This is a genomic window from Pseudomonas sichuanensis, from assembly GCF_003231305.1.
GTDB lineage: Bacteria > Pseudomonadota > Gammaproteobacteria > Pseudomonadales > Pseudomonadaceae > Aquipseudomonas > Aquipseudomonas sichuanensis.
The window spans coordinates 1-14810 of record NZ_QKVM01000057.1 but is presented as its reverse complement, the minus strand read 5'-3'; the positions used below and the strand labels follow the sequence as shown (position 1 = coordinate 14810).

The window sequence follows — 14810 nt, the reverse complement described above, 5'->3', positions numbered from 1 at the left end:
GATACTCACATGGTGCGTAAGGTTGATTAAAGCAGTGAATGGCGACGTTCAGTTTGTATTCGGCTAAACATTGATCGCGGGGCAAGCCCGCTCCCACGGGGTTTTCTGTTTGTCGTGGGAGCGGGCTTGCCCCGCGATAGGGCCGCTACTGCCAGCAAAAAACCGGCAAATCTGCGACAATCCCGCCCCTTCGAATGCCGATCATGAATAAGCAGCGCCCGCTGCATCATTAAAAAGCCCCATGACAGACCACGCCATCGACCAACTGCTGAACAACCTCGACCACGCCATGATCGCCGACCGCCATCGCCTGCGGCGGCAACTGCATGAGCTGCGCAAGCGCCCCGACGAGGCCAGGCTTGCGCAGTGGGTGGAGAAGGTCCAGGCCTCCTTTGCCCAGGTCACCGCGCGCCAGCAGAGCGTGCCGAGCATCCGTTACGACGACAGCCTGCCGATTGCGGCCAAGCGTGACGAGATCAAGAAGGCCCTGGCCGAACACCAGGTACTGGTGATCGCCGGCGAGACCGGTTCGGGCAAGACCACCCAGTTGCCGAAGATCTGCCTGGAACTGGGGCGCGGCAGCCATGGCCTGATCGCCCACACCCAGCCCCGGCGGATCGCCGCGCGCAGCGTGGCGACGCGGGTCGCCGAAGAGCTCGGCACGCCGCTGGGCGCGTTGGTCGGTTACCAGGTGCGTTTCGAGGACCAAAGCGACTCGAGCACCTTGGTCAAACTGATGACCGACGGCATCCTGCTGGCCGAGACCCAGCACGACCGCTTCCTCGAGCGCTACGACACGATCATCGTCGACGAAGCCCACGAGCGCAGCCTGAACATCGATTTCTTGCTGGGCTACCTCAAGACCTTGCTGCACCGTCGCCCAGAGTTGAAGCTGATCATCACCTCGGCGACCATCGACCTGGAGCGTTTCTCCAAGCACTTCGACGGTGCGCCGATCATCGAGGTGTCCGGGCGCACGTACCCAGTGGAGACCTGGTATCGCCCGTTGACCAGCGAGCAGGACGAGGAGGGCAACCAGATCGAGGACGACCTCTCGGTCGACCAGGCGATCCTCGCCACCCTCGACGAGATTGCCCAGCATGAGCGCAGTCAGGGCAAGGGCCCGGGTGATGTACTGGTGTTCCTGCCCGGCGAGCGCGAGATCCGCGATGCCGCCGAGATCCTGCGCAAGGCGCAACTGCGCCATACCGAGATCCTGCCGCTGTATGCACGCCTGTCGCCGGCCGAGCAACAGCGGATCTTCCAGTCCCACAGCGGCCGCCGTGTAGTGTTGGCGACCAACGTTGCCGAAACCTCGCTGACGGTGCCGGGTATCCGCTATGTAATCGACAGCGGCACCGCGCGCATCAGCCGCTACAGCTACCGCGCCAAGGTCCAGCGCCTGCCGATCGAGGCGGTGTCGCAGGCCAGCGCCAACCAGCGCAAGGGCCGTTGCGGCCGGGTCGAGCCGGGTATCTGCATCCGCCTGTACAGCGAAGAGGATTTCAACGGCCGGCCGGCATTCACCGACCCGGAGATCCTGCGCACCAACCTGGCGGCGGTGATCCTGCAGATGCTGCACCTGCGCCTGGGTGCCATCGACGCGTTCCCGTTCATCGAGCCGCCGGACGGCAAGGCCATCAGCGACGGTTTCAACCTGTTGCAGGAGCTGTCGGCGGTCAATCGCGAGAACCAGCTCACGCCGCTGGGCCGCCAGCTGGCGCGCCTGCCGATCGACCCGCGGCTGGGCCGCATGTTGCTTGAAGGCGCTCGCCTGGGCAGCCTGCAAGAGGTGTTGATCGTTGCCAGTGCGCTGTCGGTGCAGGACCCGCGTGAGCGCCCGCCGGAGCGCCAGCAGGCAGCCGACCAGGCCCATGCCCAGTGGAAGGACGTCGATTCCGACTTCGCCGCCCTGGTCAACCTGTGGCGCGGTTTCGAGGAACAGCGCCAGGCGCTGACCGCCAACCCGCTGCGCAACTGGTGCCGGAAGAACTTCCTCAACTACCTGCGCCTGCGCGAGTGGCGCGACGCCCATCGTCAGTTGGCGCTGATCTGCCGCGACCTGCAGCTCACGGTCAACAAAGACCCGTGCGATTACCCGCGCATGCACAAGGCGATCCTCAGCGGCCTGCTCAGCCAGATCGGCCACAAGGCTGAAGAGGGCGATTACCAGGGCGCGCGTCAGCGCCGCTTCTGGATTCATCCCTCGTCCGGCATCGGCCGCAAGCGCCCGCAGTGGGTGATGGCCGCCGAACTGGTGGAAACCACCAAGCTGTACGCGCGCATGGTGGCCAAGATCGAGCCGGACTGGATCGAACCGCTGGCCACCCACCTGATCAAGAAGAACCACTTCGAGCCCCATTGGGAGAAGAAGCGCGGGCAGGTGGTGGCGTACGAGCAGATCACCCTGTACGGGCTGATCGTAGTCGGCCGCCGGCCGGTGCACTTCGGCCCGATCGACCCGGTCACGTCACGGGAGCTGTTCATCCGCGAAGGGCTGGTCGGCGGCGAGATCCAGTCGCGGGCCAAGTGCCTGGCGGCCAACAAGCGCCTGCTCGAGCAGCTCGACGAGCTGGAAGCCAAGGCACGCCGGCGCGACATCCTTGCCGATGAAGAGACGCTGTACGCCTTCTACGAGGCGCGCCTGCCGCAAGAGATTCACCAGACCGCGACCTTCGACGCCTGGTACCGGATGACCAGCCAGAAGGATGCCAACCTGCTGATCATGCGCGAGGAAGATGTGCTGGCCCGCGAGGCCAGCGAGGTGACCGCCGCGCAGTACCCGGATCATCTGCAGGTGGGCGACCTGCGCCTGTCGCTGAGCTATCACTTCGAGCCCAACCACCCGCGCGATGGGGTGACCGTGCGGGTGCCGGCGCCGTTGCTGCCGAACCTGCCGGGCGAACGCCTGGAATGGCTGGTGCCGGGGCTGCTGGAGGCCAAGTGCATTGCCCTGGTGCGCAACCTGCCCAAGGCCTTGCGCAAGAACTTCGTGCCGGTGCCGGACTTCGTCAAGGCGGCGCTGTCGCGCATGACCTTCGGCCAGGGCGGCCTGCCGCAGGCGCTGGGGCAGGAGCTGCTGCGCATGACCGGGGCACGGGTGTCCGATGAAGCCTGGGCGGAAGCCGCCGGGCTGGTGGAAGGTCACCTGCGCATGAACATCGAAGTGGTCGACGCCGCGGGCAAGTTCCTCGGTGAGGGCCGTGACCTGGCCGAGCTGACCGCGCGCTTCGCCGCCGCCAGCCAGGCGGCGCTGGCCCTGCCGCGTAACGAGAAGGCCGAGCAGCCGGTGCAGGCCAAGGCCTTCACGCAGGTGGCGCAGACCGCCCAGCAGAAGATTGCCGGGCTGTCGATGACCGTCTACCCGGCGTTGGTCGAGGACAATGGCACCGTGCGCGAGGGGCGTTTCTCCACCCAGGCCGAAGCCGAGTTCCAGCACCGCCGCGCACTGCAGCGCCTGTTGCTGCAGCAGTTGGCCGAGCCGGCCAAGTTCCTGCGCGGCAAGCTGCCGGGGTTGACCGAACTGGGCTTGCTGTACCGCGAGCTGGGGCGGGTCGAGGCGTTGGTCGAGGACATCCTGCTGGCCAGCCTCGACAGCTGCATCCTCGAAGGCGAAGACCCCTTGCCCCGCGACGGTGCCGGCCTGGCGTCACTGGCCGAGCGCAAGCGCGGCAGCTGGACCGAGCATGCCGAACGCCTGGCGCGCCTGACCCTTGAGGTGCTGAAGCTGTGGCATGGCCTGCAGAAGCGCTTCAAGGGCAAGATCGACCTGAGCCAGGCGGTGGCGCTCAACGACATCAAGCAGCAACTGGCCAACCTGGTCTATCCGGGGTTCGTGCGTGAGACGCCGGGTGTCTGGTTCAAGGAGTTGCCGCGTTATCTCAAGGCGGTGGAACTGCGCCTGGAGAAGCTGGGGTCGCAGGTGCAGAAGGATCGGGTGTGGAGTAGCGAACTGGCCAATTGCTGGGCCCAGTACAAGGCCCGTGCCGACAAGCACGCCCAGGAGGGCAAGCGTGACGAGCAGTTGCTGATGTACCGCTGGCTGCTGGAGGAATACCGGGTGTCGTTGTTCGCCCAGCAGTTGGGTACAAAAGTGCCGGTTTCCGACAAGCGACTGAGCAAGCAGTGGAGCCAGGTGGAAGCCTAACCGTTGCAATTTGTGGCAAACTTGACGGAATTTGCGGCCGCTGTGCGGCCGTTCGCGGCACAAGGCCGCTCCTACAGGAGCAGACTTGTGCCGCGAACGAGGGCGCAGCCCTCGCCTGTAAATTGGTACCAAGGTGCCATTATGTTGCCCTTTTCCCGGCCTGCGCCGCATGGCGATGGCCTTTGACCAGAGGAACGACCGTGCACAACGTCGTGATCAGCGGCACCGGCCTGTATACCCCGGCCCAGAGCATTTCCAACGAAGAACTGGTGGAATCCTTCAACACCTGGTCGCAGCAGTTCAACCAGGACAACGCCGCAGCCATCGAGCGCGGCGAAGTCGAGGCAGCGCCGTTGTCCGATGCCGCCTTCATCGAAAAGGCCTCGGGCATCAAGAGCCGCTTCGTGATGGACAAGGCCGGTATCCTTGACCCACAGCGCATGAAGCCGCGCCTGGCTGAGCGCAGCAATGACGAACCCTCGGTGCTTTGCGAAATGGCCGTGGCCGCCGCCCGCCAGGCGCTGGAGCGCGCCGGTCGCACCGCCGCCGATGTCGACGGCGTGATCGTCGCCTGTTCCAACCTGCAGCGCCCATACCCGGCCATCGCCATCGAAGTGCAGCAGGCACTGGGCATCCAGGGCTTCGCCTTCGACATGAACGTGGCCTGTTCCTCGGCCACCTTCGGCATTCAGACCGCCGCCAACAGCGTGCAGTTGGGCCAGGCGCGTGCGGTGCTGATGGTCAACCCAGAGGTCTGCACCGGCCACCTGAACTTCCGTGACCGTGACAGCCACTTCATCTTCGGTGATGCCGCCACTGCCGTGCTGATCGAGCGTGCCGACCGGGCCACCTCGAAGCACCAGTTCGACATCGTCAGCAGCAAGCTGTGGACCGAGTTCTCCAACAACATCCGCAACAACTTCGGTTTCCTCAACCGTGCGGCAGAGGAGGGCGAGGGCGCCGCGGACAAACTGTTCATTCAGGAAGGCCGCAAGGTGTTCCGTGAGGTGTGCCCGAAGGTAGCCGAGATCGTCGGCCAGCACCTCGAAGAGAACGACCTGCAGCCGAACGACGTCAAGCGCTTCTGGCTGCACCAGGCCAACCTGAGCATGAACCACCTGATCGTCAAGAAACTGCTGGGGCGTGAGGTGGCCGAGGAAGAGGCTCCGGTGATTCTGGACCGCTATGCCAACACCAGTTCGGCGGGCTCGGTGATCGCCTTCCACCTGTACCAGGATGACCTGGCTCCGGGCTCGCTGGGGGTGTTGAGCTCGTTTGGCGCGGGGTATTCGATCGGTAGCGTGATTCTGCGCAAGCGCTGATGTTTGCCTGAAACTCCGTGGGAGCGGGCTTGCCCCGCGATTGCGTCATCAGCCTCGGCGCAGAGGTGAGGTTGAAGACGCAATCGCGGGGCAAGCCCGCTCCCACGTTTCTGGCAGGCAAAAAAAGGCAGGAAATGCTGGATGGGGTCAGCATTTCCCGCCTGAGTGCGAAGCAGGGGAGCGTGTCGCTTAGAACTTGGCTTCCAGGTCTACCTGCAGCGTGTCTACGTCAGCATCGCTGTTCGGCAGGTTGGAGTAGTCGGTCTTGGCCATCATGTAGGCCGCGCCGAGGGCGAAGTTCTTGTCGATCTCGTAGCCGACCTTGAACTTGTGGCCACGCGAACCGGTGAAGCCGTTGCCGAAGTCGGAGTCGGTGAACAGGCTGACCACGGCGTTACGCTGCACGTCGCGGTAGTTGTAGTCCATGCTCCAAGCACCCACTTTGGTCTTCAGACCGGCCAGCCAGGCCTTGTCCTTGCCATCGGTGCTTTCGGTGTTCTTGACGAACTGGCCGTAGGCCGACAGCGGGATGGCGAAGCCGGTGAAGTCCAGCTGGCCGAAGCCTTCCACCAGGTTGAACTCGTTGGTGGTGTTGCCCAGCGAGCGCAGGGGCGCCGATTCCTTGTCGTTGTCGTAGCCGTAGACGCTACCACCCACGGTGACCTTGAGGGTGTCGGCGGCGTTGAACTTGGTACCCAACTGGCCGTGGTACAGCTGTGCGTCGTGCTTGAACTGCACGCCGTCGCCGTCGACGTTGTCCTTCAGGTTGTAGTGGCCGAGGCTGCCGAACACTTCGGCCGGGCCCAGGTTGGTCTTGTAGGTGACGGCCACGCCTTCGGGGTTGATGTCGCTGTCCCAGATGATGTCGCCCATGCTGACCCAAGGCTGCATCATCTTGCCGCCGATCAGGTGCAGGTTCGGCACCGCGGTGGGGTGCCAGTCGAGGTAGGCCAGGTCGACCCACAGCGATTTCTTCTCGAAGTAGTTGTCCAGGCTCTGGTTGGTCGAGCGGGCATCGGCGCTGCTGCCGGTGGCCACACGCACGCCGGCGTCGACCTGCGGGTTGATTTCGCTGTAGAAGCCGACACGGGCACGGACGCGCTCACGGTCCTGGTTGCCGCTGCGGGCGATCGGGTTGTCGACGTTGACGTCTTCGTAACGCAGGCGCACATCACCCTTAATCTGGGTCTTGGCGGCCCATGCCACTTTTTGTTCAAAGGAGCTCATACGTTCGGACTGAGCTTTCTGGTCGGCCTTTTCCTTGGTTTCTTTTGCCAGGTCGCCCTGCAGTTCGTTGTACTGCGCCTGGTTGATCGAACCATTGGCGCGGAGCATTTCGAGCAGCTTGGCGTCGACAGCAGCACTGGCTGGAGTACTCAGAGCCAGCATCATGCCGGTGAGGCTCACTCCAGTAAGTGTAGAAACAAGACGCATAAGGTTCTCCCTGTTGAATAAAGTGGGGAGGCTCACGCGGCCGCCCCCGAGTTGGCATGTCTTCGGAAAAGGCCTGACTAGACAGGTTCTGGGCTTCCGAAAAACAGGCGCCAGTATTGCGGGGGGGAATGACAGAATAATGTCCAATTGGTGGCACTGCTGTTAAGTGAACAGCAGTTCAATTGAGTGTCGCGGCTGCATTGGCAATACTGCCCACTTCAATTCAACGAGTCGGAATCGTGATCAGCCTTCACAGCCTTGCCCACCTGCGCGACCTGCCGGCGACCACCTGGGATGCATTGGTGCCCGATGGGCAGCCTTTCCTGCGCCACGCCTTTCTCAGTGCCATGGAAGACAGCGGCAGTGTCGCGCCTGACCACGGCTGGGCCGCCGAACACCTGGTGCTGGAACGCGACGGTGAGGTGCGGGCGCTGCTGCCGGCCTACCGCAAGTGGCATTCGTTCGGCGAGTATGTGTTCGACCATGGTTGGGCCGACGCCTGCGAACGTGCCGGCATCGCCTACTACCCCAAGCTGCTCGGCGCTGTGCCGTTCAGCCCTGTAAGCGGGCCGCGCCTGTTGAGTACCGAGCCTGGCGACGCCCTGCTGTTGTTGCAGGCGCTGCCGGAATACCTGGGCAAGGGGCGGTTGTCCGGGGCGCATATCAACTTCACCGACAGCGCCTTGGACGAGGTGGTGGCCAGCCTGCCGGGCTGGATGGAGCGCCTGGGGTGCCAATTTCACTGGCGTAACCGGGGTTACCGCGACTTCCAGGACTTCCTCGACACGCTCAACTCGCGCAAGCGCAAGCAGATGCGCAAGGAGCGCGAGCAGGTGGCGGCGCATGCCATCGAGTTCGAGTGGTACCGGGGCGATCAACTGAGCGAGGCGCAGTGGGACTTCGTCTACTTGTGCTACGCCAACACCTACACCGTGCGCCGCCGTTCACCCTACCTGACCCGCGAATTCTTCAGCCTGATTGCCGCGCGCATGCCCGAGGCGATCCGGGTGGTGATTGCCCGGCAGGCTGGTCGCGAGGTGGCCATGGCCCTGAGCCTGGTGGGGGGCGACAGCCTCTACGGCCGTTATTGGGGCTGTCTGGACGAGTTCGACCGCCTGCATTTCGAGACCTGTTTCTACCAGGGCATGGACTTTGCCATTGCCGAAGGGCTGCAGCGTTTCGATGCCGGGGCACAGGGTGAGCACAAGCTGATTCGAGGGTTCGAGCCGGTGATCACCCGTTCGTGGCACTACCTGCTGCATCCGGGGTTGCGGCGGGCGGTGGAAGATTTCTTGACGCAGGAGCGGGCGGGGGTGCGGGCCTATGCCGAGGACGCGCGGGGGATGTTGCCGTATCGTCAGGCATGAACATCAAGGGGCGTGGGACATTGGCGTGGGAGCGGGCTTGCCCCGCGATGGCGTCAGATCAGACTGTCGCCTGGTCTGACGCCATCGTGGGGCAAGTCGCATCGGCGCACCGCCGCTCCCACGCCTTTTTCTCATGCCGTTTTCTGTATCAATCCACCCCGACAAACCCACCGGTCTGGTGATGCCACAGCCGCGCATACAGCCCGTGCTGGGCCAGCAGTTCACTGTGGCTGCCGCTTTCGACGATATGCCCTTTGTCCAACACCACCAGGCGGTCCATGCGGGCGATGGTCGACAGGCGGTGGGCGATGGCGATCACCGTCTTACCCTGCATCAGCGTCTCCAGGCTTTCCTGAATCGCCGCCTCGACCTCCGAGTCCAGCGCCGAAGTGGCTTCGTCCATGATCAGGATCGGTGCGTTCTTCAGCAGCACCCGGGCAATGGCGATGCGTTGGCGCTGGCCGCCGGAGAGCTTGACCCCGCGCTCGCCGACATGGGCGTCAAAGCCGGTGCGGCCCTGGGCGTCGGACAGCTGCGGGATGAACTCGTCGGCCTTCGCCCGTCGCACTGCTTCCCACACTTCTTCATCGGTGGCATCGGGACGACCGTACAGCAGGTTGTCGCGGATCGAGCGGTGCAGCAGCGAGGTGTCCTGGGTGATCATGCCGATCTGTGCGCGCAGGCTGGCCTGGTTGACCTCGGCGATGTTCTGGCCGTCGATGAGGATGCGCCCGGCCTGCACGTCGTACAGGCGCAGCAGCAGGTTGACCAGGGTTGACTTGCCCGCGCCGGAAGGGCCGATCAGGCCGATCTTCTCGCCGGGGCGGATGTCCAGGTTCAACGCATCGATGACCTGGCTGCCCTTGCCATAGTGAAAGCCCAGGTGCTCGAAACGCACCGCGCCCTGGCTGACCTTCAGTGGCGGCGCATCGGGCTGGTCGCTGACCGTTACCGGCTGGGCGATGGTCTGCAGGCCGTCCTGGACCATGCCGATGTTTTCGAAGATGCCGTTGACCACCCACATGATCCAGCCCGACATGTTGACGATGCGGATCACCAGGCCCGTGGCCAGGGCAATGGCACCGACGGTGATCAGCGACTGGCTCCACAACCACAGCGCCAGCCCCGTGGTGGCGACCACCAACAGGCCGTTGAGCGAAGTGATGACGACGTCCATGCTGGTGACGACCCGCGCGGCCAGTTGGGTTTTCTCGGTCTGCTCGCGGATCGCTTCACGGGCGTACTGTTGTTCGTAGTCGGTGTGGGCGAACAGCTTGAGGGTGGCGATGTTGGTGTAGCCGTCGACGATGCGGCCCATCAGTTTGGAGCGGGCATCGGAGGAGATCACCGAGCGCTCTTTCACCCGGGGCACGAAGTAGTACAGCGCAGCGATGTAGCAGGCGATCCATGCCAGCAGCGGCAGCATGAGCCGCCAGTCGGCTTCGGCGAACAGTACCAGGGAGCTGATGGCGTAGATCAGCACGTGCCACAGTGCGTCCACCGCCTGCACGGCCGAGTCGCGCAGCGAGTTGCCGGTCTGCATGATGCGTTGGGCAATGCGCCCGGCGAAGTCGCTCTGGAAGAAATTCAGGCTCTGCTTGAGCACGTAGGTGTGGTTCTGCCAGCGGATCAGGCTGGTCATGCCCGGGCTGATGGTCTGGTGCACCAGCAGGTCGTGCAGGCCGAAGAACAGCGGCCGCAGCAGCAGAATGACCACCAGCATCCAGATCAGCTCACCGCTGTGCGCGCTGAAGAAGTTGGCGTTGGGCGTGCCCTGGGCCAGGTCGATGATCCGGCTCAGGTAGCTGAACATCGCCACCTCGATCAACGAGGCGAACAGGCCGACGATCAGCAGGGCGAGGAAGCTGGGCCACACCTGGCGCAGGTAATAGAGGTAGAAGGGCCAGACCTTGCCGGGGGGCGCCTCGCTCGGCGCCTCGCGGAAGATGTCGATCAATTGCTCGAAACGACGGTACAGCATGGGTGAGATAACTCCTGTTCCATCCGACCCTCAGGCGGTTCACATCCTTGTGAAGCCTGCGGTCAGTCGATGCGTTTGGCTGACTTGATGTACACGGGGTCGGCCGGCACGTCGCGCATGCCCTTCTTGACGGTGGTTGGCGAGTTGACGATCTGATCGACCACTTCCATGCCCTTGGTGACCTTGCCGAACACTGCGTAACCACGGTCACGCCCGGGGTTGAGGAAATCGTTGTCGGCCACGTTGATGAAGAACTGGCTGGTGGCCGAATTCGGGTCGGAGGTACGGGCCATGGACAAGGTGCCACGGGTGTTCTGCAGGCCATTGCTGGCTTCGTTGCGGATCGGGTCGTTGGTGCTCTTCTGCACCATCTGGTCGGTGAAACCGCCACCCTGGACCATGAAGCCCGGGATCACGCGGTGGAAGATCGTATTGTTATAGAAACCGCTGTCGACGTACTGCAGGAAATTCTTCGTACTGATTGGCGCTTTTTCAGCGTTCAGCTCGATCTCGACCTGGCCGAAGCTGGTATCCAGCAACACGTGTGGTGTCTTGTCGGAGGCCATGACGCTGGTGGCGAAGGCGACCGAGCAGGCGGTCAGCAGGAGTTTTTTCAGCATGGGCTCAAAGATCCTTGAGAGGTGGAAGCGGCTGCGAGGAAGGGCAGCAGGGTACGGTTGAAGACTGCGGGTTGGTCCAGGGGCGTAGCGTGCCGGGAATCCTCGATGACCGCCAGTCGGGCTTGCGGCATCAGGGCGACGTAACGCTCCTTGAGTTGTATCGGTGTGTAATCGTGGTCGGCGGCGATCACCAGGGTAGGACAGGCGATCTGCCCGATGCGTTCCTGTACGCCCCAGTCGACGATGGCGTCGAAGCTCTTGAGGTACGCGCGTTTGTCGTTGCGTGCCCAGCGTTCGGCCATCTTGCGCCGCAGTTCGGCCTGCTGGGGTTTGGGAAAGAGCCTGGCGGCCAGGCCCTTGCCTACCGTTTCGACGCTGAGCAGACGCGCCAGGCCCCAGCGCTTGAGCCACCAGACCCAGTCACTGCGGGTGCGGCGTTTGACTTCCGGCGCACTGTTGACGATGCACAGGCTGCGAAGCCAGGCGGGATGGTCGACGGCGAACTGGAAGCCGACCATGCCGCCCATCGACAGGCCCACGAAGTGCACGGGGCCGGTGCCAAGGTGCTGGAGCAGGGCCAGCAGGTCTTCGCTGAAGGTCTTGATGTGGTAGCCGCGGCGCGGCTTGGAGGATTGGCCGTGGCCGCGGATGTCCATGAGGATGACCCGGTAATGGCGGCTGAACTCAGGTACCTGCAGCTCCCAGTCCTGGCTGCTCGAGCCCAGCCCGTGCAGCAGCACCAGGGGCTCGCCCTGGCCATGTTCCTCGTAATGCAGCAGGCATCCGTCATGTTCGAAACAGGCCATTGGGCGCGGTCCTCTCAGGCTTGCGGGGGGGCTGCGAAGGGCACGTCCAGCGGCGCGGTGTCGAAGTTGCGCAGCAACTCGATGAGGATCTGCGTGGCCGGGCCCAGGGTCTTTTCCTTGCTCGAATAAAGGTAGAACAGCGGGTGGCGGCTGCCACCCTGATCCAGTGGCAAGGGCTTGAGCACGCCATCGCGCAGCTCGCGTTCGATCATGTGCCGGGGCAGCCAGGCAAAGCCCAGGCCGCTGCTGACGAAGGTGGTGGCGGTGCCCAGGCTGCCCACCGTCCAGCGCTGCTCGGCGCCCAGCCAGCCGACGTCGCGCGGTTGGGCGCGGCCAGAGTCGCGGATCACCACCTGCAGCTGGCTTTCCAGGTCCTGGAAGGTGATCTCGCGGCCCATGCGGTGCAGGGCGTGCTCGGGATGGGCGACGGCGACGAACTCCACCGGGCTGAGCTCGGTGCCCAGATAACCACCGATGTTGAAGCTGCTGATGGCAAGGTCGGCGATGCCTTCGTGCAGCACTTCCTCGACCCCGGACAACACTTCTTCACGCAGGCGCACCCGGCAGCCGCGGCTTTGCGGCATGAACGCACTGAGGGCGCGTACCAGGCGGGCACTGGGGTAGGCGGCGTCCACCACCAGGCGCACTTCGGCCTCCCAGCCCTGTTCCATGTGGTGGGCCAGGTCTTCCAGTTGGCTGGCCTGCTTGACCAGTTGCCGCGAGCGGCGCAGCAGCACGCTGCCGGCCTCGGTCAGCACGGCCTTGCGCCCGTCGATGCGCAGCAGCGGCACGCCCAGTTGCTCCTGCATGCGCGCCACGGTGTAGCTCACCGACGACTGTGAGCGGTGCAGCGCTTCGGCGGCCTGGGCGAAGCCGCCGTGATCGACTACCGCCTGCAGGGTCCGCCACTGATCCAGGGTTACGCGCGGCGCTTTCATCCAGGGCTCCTGTTGTCCTAAGCTGCGCTCTTCTCAAGGAGAGCGCCGGTATGAAGAAATGTTGTGCGGCTTTGCTGTTGTGCCTGCCCCTCGGGGCCATGGCCTACCCCATCGATGTGGAGAAACAGACCGATGGGGTCAAGGTCGACTACACCGCCTATGACACCACCTACGACATCGGTTCGATCAACCTCAACAACTATGGGCAGGTGCCGGCGGCGTGCAAGGTCACGTTCCGCAATGGCCCCGAGGCGCCGCGCGTGCGCCGGGTCAATGTGCCGGCGGGCAAGAGCGCCGATGTAACGGCGAAGTTCAACCGCGAGATTCTCAAGTTGCGCATCCAGGTGGACTGCAAAGCGGAATAAAACGGATTCATCGATAGATTGGTCCCACTTTTTACGCTTTTTTATCGATAGGTCAACCCTTAATCTCACCTCCATCGAATCGCCACCCTTTACCGCCGATGGAGGCCACCATGTCCCGCGTACTGATCATCGAAAGCAGCGCCCGCCAGCAGGATTCCGTTTCCCGTCAACTGACCCAGGATTTCATTGCCCAATGGCAAGCGGCGCACCCGTCTGACGAGATCAAGGTCCGTGACCTGGCCGTGGCCCCGGTACCACACCTGGATGCCAACCTGCTGGGCGGCTGGATGAAGCCTGAAGAGCAGCGCAGTGCCGCTGAGCTGGAGGCCCTGGCCCGTTCCAACGCGCTGACCGACGAACTGCTGGCAGCCGACGTGCTGGTGATGGCGGCGCCGATGTACAACTTCACCATCCCCAGCACCCTCAAGGCCTGGCTCGACCACGTGCTGCGGGCGGGTATCACCTTCAAGTACACCCCGACCGGCCCGCAAGGCCTGTTGACCGGCAAACGCGCCATCGTCCTGACCGCCCGTGGCGGCATCCATGCCGGCGCCAGCAGCGATCACCAGGAACCTTACCTGCGCCAGGTGATGGCCTTCATCGGCATCCATGATGTGGACTTCATCCACGCCGAAGGCCTGAACATGAGCGGCGAGTTCCACGAGAAGGGCCTGAACCAGGCCAAGGCCAAGCTGGCCGCGGTGGCCTGAGGCTCAACGAATTCCCAACCCTGACACCTTGTTGCTCCTTTGGGTGTACCTGCCCGGTCATTGCGATGGCCGGGCTTTTTTATGGCTGGGGCACAGCAAGTACCAATGCCGGCCTCTTCGCCGCTGCGATTTACCCGCGAAGAGGCCGGCACAGCCCTTACAAACCTCATGGTTGAACTGCCCGGACGCAACCCGCTAAGGTCGCCGCCTTGATCCACGAGAGGCCACCATGGGCTACCTGATAATCGTCGCGCTGATCCAGGCGTACTCTTTCAACCTGATCGGCGAATACCTGGCCGGCCACGTCGACAGCTACTTTGCCGTGCTGGCCCGGGTGCTGCTGGCCGGGCTGGTGTTCCTGCCGTTGACCCGCTGGCGCCAGGTCGAACCGCGCTTCATGCGTTCCATGTTGCTGATCGGCGCGCTGCAGTACGGCATTACCTACGTGTGCCTGTACCTGAGCTTCCGCGTGTTGACCGTGCCTGAAGTGCTGCTGTTCACCATCCTCACACCGCTGCACGTCACCTTGATCGAGGATGCCTTGAATCGGCGCTTCAACCCGTGGGCGCTGCTGGCTGCGCTGGTGGCCGTGGCCGGCGCGGCGGTGATCCGTTTCGACAGTGTCACAGGTGAGTTCTTCGTGGGCTTTTTGCTGTTGCAACTGGCCAACTTCACCTATGCCGCCGGCCAGGTGCTGTACCGCCATCTGGTGGCCCGCCACCCCAGCGACCTGCCGCATTACCGACGTTTCGGCTATTTCTACCTCGGCGCGCTGCTGGTGGTGCTGCCGGCCTTCCTGCTGTTCGGCAACGCCCAGCACCTGCCGAGCACCGACACCCAGTGGCTGGTGCTGTTGTTCCTTGGGCTGTGCCCGACCGCGCTTGGCCTGTACTGGTGGAATAAGGGCGCCTGCCTGGTATCCGGCGGCACCCTGGCGGTGATGAACAACCTGCATGTGCCGGTGGGGCTGCTGCTGAACCTGCTGATCTGGAACCAGGACGAACCGCTGGGGCGGTTGGCCATCGGCGGCTCGATCATCCTGGCGTCGGTGTGGATGAGCCGGTTGGGCGGGCAACGTACTGTGCAGCCAGCATCGCGTTGATTGGCAGGCTTTGATGGC

General features: G+C 63.9%; 11 protein-coding genes. 6 read left to right on the top strand and 5 right to left on the bottom strand.

Annotated elements, in window-relative coordinates:
- Positions 1-241 precede the first annotated feature (241 nt).
- Together hrpA and DM373_RS23895 are read left to right on the top strand one after the other, a co-directional pair.
- The gene (hrpA, locus tag DM373_RS23900; protein ID WP_110995910.1) at positions 242-4147 is read left to right on the top strand and encodes an ATP-dependent RNA helicase HrpA; all 3906 of its coding nucleotides are present in this window, start codon (positions 242-244) and stop codon (positions 4145-4147) included.
- A 200-nt stretch (positions 4148-4347) separates the two neighbouring features.
- The gene (locus DM373_RS23895) at positions 4348-5469 is read left to right on the top strand and encodes a beta-ketoacyl-ACP synthase III (protein ID WP_110995909.1); all 1122 of its coding nucleotides are present in this window, start codon (positions 4348-4350) and stop codon (positions 5467-5469) included.
- A gap of 189 nt (positions 5470-5658) precedes the next feature.
- Here DM373_RS23895 and DM373_RS23890 read toward each other — a convergent pair whose 3' ends face one another.
- Positions 5659-6903, bottom strand: coding sequence for a putative porin (locus tag DM373_RS23890; RefSeq protein WP_110995908.1), 1245 nt, complete (start codon positions 6901-6903; stop codon positions 5659-5661).
- A gap of 239 nt (positions 6904-7142) precedes the next feature.
- Here DM373_RS23890 and DM373_RS23885 point away from each other — a divergent pair, with 239 nt between their 5' ends.
- Positions 7143-8270 carry a GNAT family N-acetyltransferase gene (locus DM373_RS23885; RefSeq protein WP_110995907.1) on the top strand — a complete coding sequence of 376 codons (1128 nt, stop codon included), beginning with the start codon at positions 7143-7145 and terminating at the stop codon, positions 8268-8270.
- A gap of 148 nt (positions 8271-8418) precedes the next feature.
- Here the strand turns inward: DM373_RS23885 and DM373_RS23880 are convergent, their stop codons facing one another.
- The 4 genes from DM373_RS23880 to DM373_RS23865 form a co-directional block, all read right to left on the bottom strand.
- Complete coding sequence (locus DM373_RS23880) at positions 8419-10251, bottom strand: ABC transporter ATP-binding protein (RefSeq protein WP_110995906.1); 1833 nt, start codon at positions 10249-10251, stop codon at positions 8419-8421.
- 62 nt (positions 10252-10313) lie between these two features.
- Complete coding sequence (locus tag DM373_RS23875; protein ID WP_110995905.1) at positions 10314-10871, bottom strand: peptidylprolyl isomerase; 558 nt, start codon at positions 10869-10871, stop codon at positions 10314-10316.
- Complete coding sequence (locus DM373_RS23870) at positions 10865-11677, bottom strand: alpha/beta fold hydrolase (RefSeq protein ID WP_110995904.1); 813 nt, start codon at positions 11675-11677, stop codon at positions 10865-10867. Before DM373_RS23870 ends, DM373_RS23875 begins: the two co-directional genes overlap by 7 nt.
- 14 nt (positions 11678-11691) lie before the next feature.
- Positions 11692-12615, bottom strand: coding sequence for a LysR family transcriptional regulator (locus DM373_RS23865; RefSeq protein WP_110995903.1), 924 nt, complete (start codon positions 12613-12615; stop codon positions 11692-11694).
- A gap of 50 nt (positions 12616-12665) precedes the next feature.
- Here DM373_RS23865 and DM373_RS23860 point away from each other — a divergent pair, with 50 nt between their 5' ends.
- From DM373_RS23860 to DM373_RS23850, 3 genes are all read left to right on the top strand, one after another.
- The gene (locus DM373_RS23860) at positions 12666-12980 is read left to right on the top strand and encodes a 3-phosphoglycerate kinase (protein WP_110995902.1); all 315 of its coding nucleotides are present in this window, start codon (positions 12666-12668) and stop codon (positions 12978-12980) included.
- A gap of 110 nt (positions 12981-13090) precedes the next feature.
- Positions 13091-13690: an FMN-dependent NADH-azoreductase gene (locus DM373_RS23855; RefSeq protein ID WP_110995901.1), complete on the top strand. Its 600-nt coding sequence runs from the start codon at positions 13091-13093 to the stop codon at positions 13688-13690.
- Between the two features lie 229 nt (positions 13691-13919).
- On the top strand, positions 13920-14792 hold the full coding sequence (locus tag DM373_RS23850; RefSeq protein ID WP_110995900.1) for a carboxylate/amino acid/amine transporter: 873 nt from the start codon (positions 13920-13922) through the stop codon (positions 14790-14792).
- The last annotated feature ends 18 nt before the right edge of the window (positions 14793-14810 follow it).